Here is a 12,839-nt window from a genome sequence, read left to right on the forward strand (position 1 = left end):
AGTATCTTCTCTTATAATTGACTAACCAAACACCAATGCCAACAGTTGTGGGATAAAAATGAGACATCCAACAATCATCGCAAATAGCGCAGAAAGTAAGACAGCTGCTGCTGACATATCTTTCACTTTTTTTGCAATTTCATTATATTTATTTCCAGTTGTCAAATCAACTAGATTTTCAATAACGGTGTTCCAGACTTCATTAATAATGACCATACTAATACTTAAAGCCAACCACAACCACTCTGTTTCAGAAATTTGAAAAATCGCTGCGCAAATCGAGACTAAAATCATCATTGCCACATGCTTTTTCATATTTCGTTCTTCTTTAAAAACCGTAACAAGGCCATCTAATGAATGTCCTAATGATGACAAAAATGTTCGATTTTTTTTAACCTGGCGCTTATCGTTTAAGGCCATAAGCATCTAATATTTCAGTTTGTAAGCCAAACATTTCTTTTTCATCTTCAGGTTCCATGTGATCATAACCATTTAGATGTAAGAAACCATGCACTGTTAAAAAACCAAGTTCACGTTCATAAGAATGACCATAATCAATTGCTTGTTCAGCCACTTTTTCAGTTGAAATCATGATATCACCAATATTCTTTGCTATTTCTGGCATATCCATATCTTCATCATCAGGAAAAATAATTGGCATATCATCACCATCTTCTTCAATTGCAAAACTGATAACATCAGTTGGTCTATCAACATTCCGATAATCTCGGTTAATTTTATGAATTTCTTCATTATTCATTAAGGTCACTGACATTTCAGTATCATCAGGTAAGTCTATTTTTTTACCCGCAAAATCAAGAATTTCTTTAATTAATGTAATATTTTTTTCTGGTTCTGCTTCAGTGTGGTCAAAAATTTCTAAATCCATAATAGCCCTCTTTAAATTCGTTTTATATGTCCTAAAGTTACCTAACTCAAATAATAGCATATTTCTGAAACTAACTAAAGTAAATCTGTATTTCTTTATATTTTGATTCATTTAAAACAAAAAAAGAACTACAATTCAATAGAATTGTAGTTCTTTTTGCTAGTTTAATAATGATTTAACTGTCTCACTAATAACCTTGCCATCAGCACGTCCCTTAAGTTTAGGAATAACCGCACCCATGACTTTACCAAAATCGGCCTTTGAAGTTGCACCAACTTGTGAAATAACTTCTTTCACAATATTAGTAATTTCGTCAGCTGATAATTGCTCAGGTAAATATTTTTCGACAATTGTAATTTCCATATCAAGACTTTCTAAAAGATCATCTCGACCAGCACTTTTGAATTCTGCATAAGATTCTTTACGTTGTTTTAACTCACGAGCTAATAAAACAGTTTCATCGTCAGTTGACAATTCATGACCCACTTTAATTTCTTCGTTTGTAACAGCTGCTTTAAGCATTCTTACAGTGCTTAAAGTTTGTTTGTCTTTTGCTTTCATCGCTTGTTTTAAATCGTTATTAAGTGTTTCTAATAGACTCAACGTGATTCCTCCCTAGACTAGAAGCGTTTCTTAGTTGTTTTACGCTTTCTTGCTGCTTCGGATTTCTTCTTACGTTTCACACTTGGCTTTTCATAGAATTCGCGTTTACGGTATTCTTGTAATGTACCTGTTTTAGAAACGGAACGTTTAAAGCGACGAAGAGCATCATCGAGAGATTCGTTTTTACGTACGACTGTCTTTGACATAGATATCCCTCCCTCCGAGCTTGAATGTAACCGTCTTTTTATGCATTAAGTTGCATCGTCAAACTGTCCTTATTCATTATAACTAAAGTCTCAATCGCCGTCAATAAATCTTTTATAAAATATTTAAGATAACGTTATCAATTGTATTTTGTATCATTAATTTGTATAATTCAATCATACAAATTAATGGCACATCTAGGGGGATTAACCATGCAAAAAATTATTCTTTATATTATTTCGGATTCAATTGGTAATACAGGCTTAACACTAGCTAATGCGTTTACGGCACAGTTTCCAGATATTGATTTTGAGTTTCAAAGACACCCATTTACTCGTACACTGTCACTGTTAAGTGGTCTTTTAAAATCTGCTCAGCGTGATGACGCAGTTATTGTTCACACCTTTGTTGACCCAGATTTAAGCGATTATGTAACTCAATTCAGTCTTGAACACAACCTTTCAGCCATTGACGGTATTTCAAACTCAATTGCTGTTATTCAAAAAAAATCTGGTTTTGATCCTATTCGAATTCCTGGTGGTAATCATAACTTAAACCAAAGCTATTTCGATAAAATAGAAGCTATTGAATTTGCTGTTAGATATGATCAAACAGCTGATGTAACTGGACTATCCAAAGCAGATATCATTATTTTGGGTGCTCCAAAAACGTCAAAAACGGCCTTATCACTATTTTTAGCTATGCAAAATTATAAAGTTGCTAACTTCCCATTAACCGTAGATACTCAGATTCCTAAAGAACTTTTTAAAATTGATTCTCAGAAAATTATTGGACTGAAAAATACATCTGCTACTTTAAATACCGAAACCGAACTTATCACTGATCTCTACAAAAGAATTAAATGTCTCGTTATTGATGTTGCTGATAGATCTATTGAAGAAACAGCTACGTTAATAACTGAAAGTTTAAGTAATTAATAAAAACTCCGAAATAAATTTTTCGGAGTTTTTTTGTTAATTTAAACCAAGTTCAGTTAATAAATTGGGATTAAACGTCTTTTCTTTAAACATTGCTATTTCTTTTTGATAAGGTGATTTTTGCGTTTTTTTATCTAATCCAACGTATGGAGTCTCTAAAATTTTGGGGACATCATTAAATCGGTCATCATGTACAATGCTATTTAAAGCTTCAAATCCAATTTCGCCAAAACCAATGTTGGCATGTCTATCTTTATGACTACCTTGAACATTTTTTGAATCATTAATGTGAAAAACTTTTAAACGATCAATCCCAATAACATCATCGAACTCTTGAATTACAGATTCAAAATCAGTTTTAATCGCATAACCCGCATCGCTTGTATGACAAGTATCAAATGTAACAGATAATTTATCATTCAGTTTCACACCATCAATAATTTGTGCAATTTGTTCAAATGTTCGTCCAACTTCTGTTCCCTTACCCGCCATTGTTTCAATAGCTATTTGAATCTTTTGGTTAGGCGTCAATACTTCATTTAATCCTTCGGCAATATGCTTAATGGCTGCATCATCCCCGGCACCAACATGTGCACCAGGATGAAGCGTCATTTGCGTAGCGCCAAGTGCTTCTGCACGATCAATTTCAGCTTTTAAAAAATCAATTGCAAAAGAAAAATTCTCAGGTTTAATAGTATTGCCTAAATTAATAATATAAGGGGCATGAACAACAATATCACTTAACCCATGTTCTGCCATAAAGGCCTGACCTTTGGGGATATTCATCTCAGAAATATCTTTTCGTCTTGTATTTTGAGGTGCTCCCGTATAAATCATAAACGTACTTGCCCCATTGCTTGCAGCCTCTTCAGCAGACCCTAGCAACATATCTTTCCCCTTCATCCCAACATGTGATCCTATCAACATCATTCATTACCCCTTTTCGTCTTTTAAAGTTACTGATAAGTATACCATTGATTATAAAAAAAGATTTAGAAAACCCACCTTACGGAAAGTTTTCTAAATCTTTTGTTTTTAAATTAAATCAACGAAATGCGCTCTAAATTTATAATGTAAATGCGATCCTACTAAGAGGAACATCAATGTAATGACCCAAAACAGTAACATTTGAGTGGGGTTATTAAAGAACCAGCCTTCACTCAAGAAACTTTGTCTAAATCCTGCAACCAAATAATTAAACGGATTGATTTCTAGAATTCTAACAAAAATCTTGGGAAAACTCCCAGAATTTAAATTGAACAAAATACCTGACATGTAAAATAACACTCTCATAATTGATTGAAGTGCAATATAGTAGTCACGAGCTAAAATAGAAATAGTTGAATTGAAAATCCCGAAAGCAAATAAAAAGGCAATCATACAGATAAAGTAATAAATATACTGTAACCAATACAACGTTGGTGTAACACCTGATATTAGTAAAACAATCAGACTAAATCCAAACATAACCCAATATGCGGTCATTTGACTAATCATTCGAATTGTTGGTAGCACACTAACTGGAAACTTCATTTTAGCAACTAACCCGACCTTCTCGTAAACACTACGAGACATCCCAAGCACACTTGCATTCATAAATAACCATGGTGAAATACCAATCATCATCCAAGCAAAGTAATTAACCCCATCAATTTGTTGTCCAGCATGTAATGCCACACCGAAAACAAGATAGTAAATACCAATTTGAATCATTGGGTTTAAAAACTCCCAAGCAATTCCCAAATAATGACTTTGATAGGTTGCTCGATCTTCATATTTTGAAACTCGGAAAATAATTGGTAAATTTTCAAATTGTTCTCTTATAATTGAAATAACTTTTTTCACTGTGTTAACGCTCCTTAATTAATTAAATGTAGTAATCTAAAACACGCTTCGTCGCATAGCCATCGTTAGCTGTATTCCATAATAAATTAAATGTCGCTAATTGTCTATCACTATTTTGGCCTTTTTTATAAGTCCTGACTAGTTCATCCATCGTTTGCACAATTATCCCTGGTGCCCAGTCATAAAAGTCTGATTGAATCCCAATACTATCTGCATATATCTGATAATCAAAACAATAAAATAACACTTGTTCAGCGTTAGGTAACAAACTAAAATCAAAAACAACAGATGAATAGTCAGTTATTAAACAGTTTGTAATAGCCAATAATTCACCAGTTGAATACTCATCTGCCCAGATAATGTCTTTAGATAAGCGCTCTTTCAGCTCTATTTCTTTGTCTTTCAAGTGTGGGTGTAGCTTGATGATTAGCTTAGTATCATCATTCAATAAATCTTGAATATTAGAAAAATCATCGGGTATTTCTAATATAACATTACCATTTGTATCCTCTCGATACGTTGGTGCATATAAAATAATCTTTTTATTAACTAAATCTGGATAACGAGCAAAAATTTTTTTCATGGTTTTGTCTTGCCACTGACTATCTTGAAATTTATCTGAAGCAGGATAACCAAGTTCTAAGACTTTATCAGGAGCAATATCATAACTTTTAATAAAGACTGAACCCATTTTAGCCGATGCTACAATAAAATTATCAAATTTATTGTAAACCGCTTGAAACCGTTTTTTATCTGTAGATGAGCGCCTAGCTGTCTTGGGTTCATCCCACCCAAATGACTTAATTGCACCATTTGCATGCCAAAGTTGGATAATTTTAGTTGTTTTTTTAGTATACATTTTTGCTAAAAAAGCAAAATAATTATCAACAAAAATTAACTCACTTTTAGCAATTAAAGGCATCAATTTAAAAATAAAAGAAAGATTTTCAACAAATAACTTTGTTTCAATCCCCAATCTTTGACTATTTTTAACTTCCGACGCCATAGCTGGCTGATAATAAACAATTAAGTGCTGATTATTATCTAGACACCTTTGATTTAATTGTTGAATAAAATGATTATTCCCTCCAAAACTCATTAAATAAGCAACATTAGCGCTTTTTTTAGAGAAATTAATGAGTGAGATAATTCGAATAAGAAGTAAGTAGATTGTTTTTTTAATTTGCATAACTCATTAATCCTTTAATTTTTAATTTATAACGATTGCTCATAAAAGCGACCCCAAATTTGAACATTTTCTGAAATACTTACAAATGCAACTGGATCTGATTCTTCCATTGCATCATGTAATTCATTTTGTTCATATCTTGAAATAACAGTAATTAAAAGTGTCTTATCATCATGATGGTAGGCACCCTCAACATCATTAACAATCGTGATACCACGGCGCATATGATTTTGAATAGAATCAATGACACTTTTAGGACGACTTGTCACAATCATAACCTGCATTTTTTGTTGTCTTGTATAAACCATATCCATAACCCTAGCGTTCACAAACAGCCCCAAAGCTGAATAAAAAGCAAATGGCCAACCGTAAACAAAGCCAGCAGCTAAAACAATAAAAGCGTTAAAAATAATATTTATCGTTCCAATACTTTTACCTGTTTTCTTTTTAATTGTCAATCCAATAATATCTAAGCCACCTGTTGAAATACCATTTCTAAGCGCTAATCCAGTCCCAAATCCATTAACAGCTCCCCCAAATATGGCACAAATAATAGGATCAGTCGTTAAAGTTACTGAACTGATTGACTTAATCATAATACTTGAAAAAACAACCGCTAAAAAAGTAAATACAGTAAAACGATGCCCAATTTTATTCCAAGCCAAAACGAACATTGGCATATTTAATAAAAACAGTAATAACGCTGTCGATATTTGAAAAGGGGCATATCGACTAAGTAATGTTGCTATTAGCTGTGCTAACCCTGTAATACCAGAAGCATATATTTTACCAGGCGTCCAAAAAAAATTCATCGCAATGGAAACTAATATCGCATAAATAAATGCCGTTGACGCCTTAGCTGCATATGAATGCCTTTTCCAAATTTGTTGCAGATCATCCATGATCAAAAAACCTCACATTCATTTTGACAATTTATGAGTATTATACCATTCATTACGTCCAGATACCGTCAGACATTCAATTACCAATCAAATCTTAATATATAGAATAAGGGTCTTTTCAAAATTCATTTGAAAAGACCCTTATCATTTATTTATCTTGCCATATTGCTTGTTTAAATTGTTGACGTCCACCGTTTTCTTCCATAGCAAATCTTCTTGGATTCTTTTTATAAAATTCTTGATGATACTCTTCTGCAACATAAAATGGACCCGCATCTTCAATCTTTGTGACAATTGGTTCTTTAAAAAGATGACTGTCTATCAATGCTTGCCTTGATATTTCTGCAATTTTCTTCTGCTCACTACCCAAAGTATAGATAACTGGGCGATAGGACTCACCCCTATCTTGAAATTGACCCATCGCATCAGTTGGATCCGTTTGGCGCCAATAAATAGCAACTAATTGAGCATAATCAATAATTTTAGGATCAAATGTTATCTCAACAGCTTCTGTATGTCCCGTTGTTTCAGAAACAACGTCCTCATATGTTGGATTTTTAGTATGCCCTCCGGTATATCCGGACACAACATTTAAAATTCCCGCTTGTTCTTCAAATGGCTGAACCATACACCAAAAACAGCCACCGGAAAAAATTGCCTTTTCACTCATTATTATCCTCTCCTTTTTATTGTGCTAAGCATAGCCCAAACAACTTAAAATTGATATTTTTTTGCCTAAAAAAAAGATTAATGACTTTAATCATTAATCTTTAAACCTTTTATTTCAAATCATTATTATTAATTTTTAATGATAACTCATCTAATTGTTTATTTGCGACTAAACTAGGCGCATTTGTTAATGGTTCTGATGCTTTAGAATTTTTAGGGAATGCAATAACTTCACGGATATTGTCTTTTTTAGCTAATAACATAGCGAATCTATCTAATCCGATTGCTAAGCCACCATGAGGTGGAAATCCATAATCAAGTGCATCTAAGAAGAAACCAAATTGTTCTTCAGCACTTTCTTTAGTAAACCCTAATGCTTTAAACATTTTTTCTTGAATATCACGTTTATGGATACGAATTGAGCCACCACCTAGTTCGTAACCATTTAAAATAATATCATAACTTTGCGCATGTGCTTCATGCGGATTTTCATCAAGTAAATGGACATCTTCTTCATTTGGCATTGTAAAAGGATGATGTGCGGCGATGTATTTGTCAAAGTCTTCACTATATTCAAATAATGGCCAATCAACAACCCAGAGAAAAGCAAAACGATTACTGTCAATCATATCCATTTCTTTAGCAATTTCGTTACGTAAGTAACCTAACGATGCACGAACGACACTTGCTTTATCAGCAACAAATAAAATTAAATCACCAACATTTGCCCCAGCAGCTTCTTTAATAATATCTGCATGATCATTTAAAAATCTAGCAACTGGACCACTAAATCCTTCTTCAATCACTTTAACCCAAGCTAAACCTTTAGCACCAAAACGTTCAATATAAGCTGTTTTAGCATCAATTGCTTTACGTGAATACTTATCAGCACCACCAGGAACTGCGATTGCATTAACAAGTCCACCATTTTCTAAAGTACTCGTGAAAACTTTAAAATCAATATCTTTAACTGCGGTAGACATATCTTTTAATTCCATTTCAAATCGAATATCTGGTTTTTCAGAACCATATCTTGCCATTGATTCATTCCAAGTCATACGTTGCAATGGTAATTCAAGATCAATATCCAACGTATCTTTCATTACTCGTTTTAATAACCCTTCAGTTAAATCTTGAATTTCTTCAGCAGACATAAATGATGTTTCCAAATCGATTTGCGTGAATTCTGGTTGACGGTCACCACGTAAATCTTCATCCCTAAAACAACGCGCAATTTGGTAATATCGATCGAATCCGGCATTCATTAATAATTGTTTAAATAACTGTGGTGATTGTGGTAAGGCGTAAAAATGTCCAGGATAAACACGTGAAGGTACAAGATAATCACGAGCTCCTTCAGGTGTTGATTTGGTTAAATAAGGTGTTTCAATATCGATAAATTTTTGATCATCTAAATAGCTATGCACAGATTGTGTAATCCGGCTACGAATCATCAATGATTTTTGCATTTCAGGACGACGTAAATCTAAGTAACGGTATTTTAATCTTGTATCATCTGCGACATTAATATCATCTTGTATTTCAAATGGAGGTGTTTTTGCTTTATTCAAAATAACTGCATGATGAACTTCAATTTCAACTTTACCCGTTTTCATTCTTGGGTTAATGGCTTTATCTGTTCGTGCAGTAACTTGGCCTTCAATTTCAATTACAAATTCATTACGTAGTTCTTCAGCAATTTTTAAAGCTTCTGAATCAAATTCTTGACTAAAGACTAATTGGACAATACCTTCACGATCACGTAAATCAATAAAAATTAAATTACCTAAATCACGTCGTTTTTGTACCCAACCTTTTAATGTAACTGTTTGACCAATAAATGTTTCATCAACTAGGCCATTATATGTTGTTCTTTTCATTCTCCATCAGCCTCCATTTCTAATTTTAATGCTTCTTCATACACTTTTGAAAAATCAGTATAGACATCACTTAATTTTACTGTAACTTCTTGACTCGTTTTCATATTTTTAAAATTTAAAGTTTGTGTTTCTAGTTCACTTTCACCCAAAGTCATAACAAAATGAGCATTCATCCGATTAGCCGATTTAAATTGGCCTTTTGGCTTACGATTTAAGTAGTCTCGTTCAATTGAATAACCAGCTTTACGCATTGATTGAACAAGTTTTAACGTTTCAGTATTTGTTTCGTCACCAATACCAACAACATAGACATCTAAATCTTGTTCAACAGGTAATTTTGCATCCTCGGCTTCAAGTAACAATAATAACCTTTCAATACCTAATCCAAAACCAATTCCTGGTGTTTCAGGTCCACCTAATTGCTCAACAAGACCATTATAACGACCACCAGCACAGATAGTTGTAAATTTACCACCAAAGGCTTTAGAGTCAGACATAATTTCAAAAATAGTATGATTGTAGTAATCGAGTCCACGAACCATGGTTGAATCAACTTCATATGGAATTTTCAAAGCATCGAGTAACGTTTTAACCTGATTAAAATGTTTCTGTGATTCTTCACTTAAATAATCAAGAATTGAAGGTGCCTCTTTAACAATTTCTTGATCCCCTTTATCTTTACTATCTAAAACACGTAAGGGATTTTTTTCTAAACGTGCTTTTGAATCATCACTTAATTGATCTGTAAAGGGACGTAAATAAGCAACCAATGCATCACGATAATTATCACGACTATCGTTATCACCCAAGGTATTAATGGCTAATTTAAGATTTGTTAACCCAAATTTTGATAATAAATCAATTGCCATTGCCATAACTTCAACATCAAGTGTTGGATTATCGACACCAAAAGCCTCAACACCAATTTGGTGAAATTGACGTAAACGACCAGATTGTGGTCTTTCATAACGGAACATCGGTCCAATATAGTAAGTTTTGAATGGTTTTTGTATTTCCGGACCATAAAGTTTGTTTTCAACATACGCTCTAACAACCCCTGCTGTCCCCTCTGGACGCAACGTAATATGACGATCTCCTTTATCTTTAAAATCGTACATTTCTTTTGTTACAATATCGGACGTATCACCTGAAGTTCTTGAAAAAACCTCAAAGTGCTCAAAAAGGGGTGTTCTAATTTCATCATATTGGTAACTTGAAAAGACTTTTCTAGCCGTTTCTTCTACATATTGCCATTTTTTTGATTCAGCTGGAATAATATCCGCTGTTCCTTTGGGACGTTGAAATTTCATTATAAATCCTCCTATTTGGGGTCATCGCATACAAAAAGCACCCTCATCTAAACAACTCGACAAGGGTGCTTTTGCACGGTACCACCTTAATTTTTTACTAATAGCTTAACGCAACTTTAAACGACATATGTTTTCAACATACGCACCTCAAAAGTGTCTTTCAGCTAATTAAAATGGTGAATATTTCAGCAAATCATTCACTCTCTGTCCATTTTAACCAGCTTAATTTCTTTTTCATCGGCTTTAATATTTTATTAACTTTAAAGTTACCCGAATACAACCCTAAAGTCAAGTACAGCTTATCTTTCAATATTTTTTTAAAATTGATTCTTACTATTAGTCAAATATTTGGTATAATACATCTTGACTCAATTTTGTAAGCAAAGGAGTACATGATGGCAACAAGAAGAAAACACGGCGTAAACGCAAACTGGCCAAGAATTATTTTATTCATCATCATTTTTTGTACCTTAGGCTTAGGCATAATAAAAACAATCACTTACTTAAATCAAACGGTTGTTGAATCAAACAACATTAATGTACGTACTGGTCCAAGTACTTCCTATAAAGTTACGAATACCTTAAAAAAAGGTGACCGCATTTCAATTATTCGAAAAAAAAATAATTGGGCCTACATCGCATTACCAAATAATAAAAAAGGTTGGGTTGCCAATTGGCTTCTCTCTAAGAAAAATGCCCAGGTAACTAAATTATCTGAAGCAACAATCGTCTTAGACCCCGGACATGGTGGCAATGATTCAGGTGCCCTTTCAATTAAAAATAAACAAGAAAAAGTATATACACTCCAAATTGCAAAAAAAGTAGCTGCTCTCCTTAAGAAAAAAGGAGCTAACGTCATTTTGACCCGAGACTCTGATTCATACGTCGGCTTAACACCCCGAGCAAAACTTGCTGAAACAAATCACGCAGATGCCTTTATTAGTTTCCATTTTGATTCATCTCCTAATGACAATGAGGCAAGTGGCCTAACCAGTTACTACTATAATCAAACAACCGATTTACCACTTGCAGAAGCATTGAACGACGAATTAGACAATACTGGTCTCTATAACCGTGGGTCAGAATTCGGAGATTTTCTTGTTTTAAGAGACAATACACAACCATCTGTTTTGTTAGAATTAGGTTATATTAATACAAAATATGATTTCAAATTAATTCAAAGTAATCAATTTCAGAAAAAAACTGCTCAATCAATCGTGCAAGGCTTAAATAATTATTTCAAAAATAAATAAGACGATAACTTTTTAGTTGTCGTCTTATTTTTCAATTAAATCAGTCAAGTTTAAAATACGTTTATCTGGTTTCTCGATTGTTGAAATCATTTGGTCAAAATCAAACAAATAACCTTTCATACCTGCCCGATGACCGGCTGCTATATCTAACTCACGGTCACCAATCATTGCCGCCGTTTGAAGATTAATGTCATTTTTCGCTACAAGGTAATTAAGTGATGCTGGATTAGGTTTTCTTGGAAATTTTTGATTTGAAGTCACAAAATCTGAAAATAAATTTAAAATTTGATTTTCTCTAAGCATCTCAATCGCACTCTGGTCACGATGAGTGAGCAAAAAATTATGACCATTATTACGAATAACCCATTCACAAACTTCTTTAGCTCCCGGAAATAGTTTTGCATTTGTTTGCTCTTGTCTTTCCAAATCGTCATACGTCTTTTTCAATTGTATGATATCTAGATTAGTATGAGTATCGTGATAAAATTGAATGGCTTGTCGAACAGATTTTTCTCGCATAAGTTGATAAATATCTGATTTAGTGGCTTCCACATGTTGCCAGTGAAGCGCTCCTTGAAAAGCCCTGACCATTCCTGGATAAGTATCAAAAAGAGTGCCATCAAAATCCCAAAAATAATTGTTTATCATCTATAATCCTCCAAATTTTGTTATATCAAAAAGATGCATTAGAATAACCTCTAATACATCTTTTATTTTTGTTCAGAATCATAAATAATGGTTACAGGTCCATCATTTATCAACTCAATAGCCATATCTGCGCCAAATTGTCCTGGTTTAACAACAGCTACTATTGCGGCTAACTTTTGATTAAATTCTTCATAATGCTTTTTAGCTGAATCAGGTTCTTCAGCCATCGTAAAACTAGGGCGATTACCTTTTTTCGTTGATGCATACAAAGTAAATTGTGAAATTGAAAGAATCTCTCCCTTAACTTCTTGAATACTTAAATTCATTTTACCTTCATCATCTTCAAATAATCTAGAATTAGAAATTTTTTTAACCATATAGTCTATTTCATCTGACGTATCACCCGTTTTAAAGCCAACCAATAACAGGTATCCAGCATTAATACGATTAAACGTCTGATTATCTATCGACACACTGGCACTTTTGACACGTTGAACAATCACTTTCAA

Annotated in this window: 15 protein-coding genes and 1 other annotated feature; of the genes, 2 read left to right on the forward strand and 13 right to left on the reverse strand. The window is 33.3% G+C overall.

Features of this window, described 5'->3' with window-relative positions:
• Window positions 1-21 precede the first annotated feature (21 nt).
• The 4 genes from ACVPPR_RS04785 to rpsU form a co-directional block, all read right to left on the reverse strand.
• Complete coding sequence (locus ACVPPR_RS04785) at window positions 22-426, reverse strand: diacylglycerol kinase family protein (RefSeq protein ID WP_462303769.1); 405 nt, start codon at window positions 424-426, stop codon at window positions 22-24.
• Window positions 404-889, reverse strand: coding sequence for an rRNA maturation RNase YbeY (gene ybeY, locus ACVPPR_RS04790; protein WP_462296842.1), 486 nt, complete (start codon window positions 887-889; stop codon window positions 404-406). The genes ACVPPR_RS04785 and ybeY overlap by 23 nt, the downstream gene beginning before the upstream one ends.
• A 159-nt stretch (window positions 890-1,048) precedes the next feature.
• Window positions 1,049-1,492, reverse strand: coding sequence for a GatB/YqeY domain-containing protein (locus ACVPPR_RS04795; protein WP_462303770.1), 444 nt, complete (start codon window positions 1,490-1,492; stop codon window positions 1,049-1,051).
• A gap of 17 nt (window positions 1,493-1,509) precedes the next feature.
• Window positions 1,510-1,698 carry a 30S ribosomal protein S21 gene (rpsU, locus tag ACVPPR_RS04800; RefSeq protein WP_057973588.1) on the reverse strand — a complete coding sequence of 63 codons (189 nt, stop codon included), beginning with the start codon at window positions 1,696-1,698 and terminating at the stop codon, window positions 1,510-1,512.
• Between the two features lie 210 nt (window positions 1,699-1,908).
• Between rpsU and ACVPPR_RS04805 the strand changes: the two genes are divergently transcribed.
• Window positions 1,909-2,634, forward strand: a complete 726-nt coding sequence (locus ACVPPR_RS04805; protein ID WP_462303771.1) for a kinase/pyrophosphorylase — start codon at window positions 1,909-1,911, stop codon at window positions 2,632-2,634.
• 36 nt (window positions 2,635-2,670) lie between these two features.
• Here the strand turns inward: ACVPPR_RS04805 and ACVPPR_RS04810 are convergent, their stop codons facing one another.
• The 7 genes from ACVPPR_RS04810 to hisS all read right to left on the reverse strand — a co-directional run bounded on the left by ACVPPR_RS04810 (window position 2,671) and on the right by hisS (window position 10,429).
• Window positions 2,671-3,561 carry a deoxyribonuclease IV gene (locus tag ACVPPR_RS04810; RefSeq protein ID WP_462304803.1) on the reverse strand — a complete coding sequence of 297 codons (891 nt, stop codon included), beginning with the start codon at window positions 3,559-3,561 and terminating at the stop codon, window positions 2,671-2,673.
• Window positions 3,562-3,669: 108 nt separating this feature from the next.
• Complete coding sequence (locus ACVPPR_RS04815) at window positions 3,670-4,479, reverse strand: ABC transporter permease (RefSeq protein WP_462296845.1); 810 nt, start codon at window positions 4,477-4,479, stop codon at window positions 3,670-3,672.
• A 22-nt stretch (window positions 4,480-4,501) separates the two neighbouring features.
• Window positions 4,502-5,668 (reverse strand): CDP-glycerol glycerophosphotransferase family protein, encoded by a 1,167-nt coding sequence (locus ACVPPR_RS04820; protein WP_462303772.1) that lies wholly within the window; start codon window positions 5,666-5,668, stop codon window positions 4,502-4,504.
• A gap of 26 nt (window positions 5,669-5,694) precedes the next feature.
• On the reverse strand, window positions 5,695-6,570 hold the full coding sequence (locus ACVPPR_RS04825; protein ID WP_462296847.1) for a YitT family protein: 876 nt from the start codon (window positions 6,568-6,570) through the stop codon (window positions 5,695-5,697).
• A gap of 148 nt (window positions 6,571-6,718) precedes the next feature.
• Entirely contained in the window at window positions 6,719-7,243 is a 525-nt protein-coding gene (gene msrA / locus ACVPPR_RS04830; RefSeq protein WP_462296864.1) for a peptide-methionine (S)-S-oxide reductase MsrA, read from the reverse strand.
• A 106-nt stretch (window positions 7,244-7,349) separates the two neighbouring features.
• Window positions 7,350-9,119 (reverse strand): aspartate--tRNA ligase, encoded by a 1,770-nt coding sequence (gene aspS / locus ACVPPR_RS04835; protein ID WP_462303773.1) that lies wholly within the window; start codon window positions 9,117-9,119, stop codon window positions 7,350-7,352.
• Window positions 9,116-10,429: a histidine--tRNA ligase gene (gene hisS / locus ACVPPR_RS04840; RefSeq protein ID WP_462296849.1), complete on the reverse strand. Its 1,314-nt coding sequence runs from the start codon at window positions 10,427-10,429 to the stop codon at window positions 9,116-9,118. Before hisS ends, aspS begins: the two co-directional genes overlap by 4 nt.
• Window positions 10,430-10,487: 58 nt before the next feature.
• Window positions 10,488-10,676: a binding site (T-box leader), on the reverse strand.
• Window positions 10,677-10,824: 148 nt separating this feature from the next.
• Here hisS and ACVPPR_RS04845 point away from each other — a divergent pair.
• The gene (locus tag ACVPPR_RS04845) at window positions 10,825-11,682 is read left to right on the forward strand and encodes an N-acetylmuramoyl-L-alanine amidase (RefSeq protein ID WP_462296850.1); all 858 of its coding nucleotides are present in this window, start codon (window positions 10,825-10,827) and stop codon (window positions 11,680-11,682) included.
• Between the two features lie 24 nt (window positions 11,683-11,706).
• On the opposite strand, the gene ACVPPR_RS04850 is transcribed toward ACVPPR_RS04845, so the two are convergent.
• The gene (locus ACVPPR_RS04850) at window positions 11,707-12,330 is read right to left on the reverse strand and encodes an HAD-IA family hydrolase (protein WP_462303774.1); all 624 of its coding nucleotides are present in this window, start codon (window positions 12,328-12,330) and stop codon (window positions 11,707-11,709) included.
• Between the two features lie 62 nt (window positions 12,331-12,392).
• A complete protein-coding gene (dtd, locus tag ACVPPR_RS04855) occupies window positions 12,393-12,839 on the reverse strand; it encodes a D-aminoacyl-tRNA deacylase (RefSeq protein WP_462296852.1) in 447 nt (148 codons plus the stop codon).

This window comes from Dellaglioa sp. L3N, from assembly GCF_054941095.1.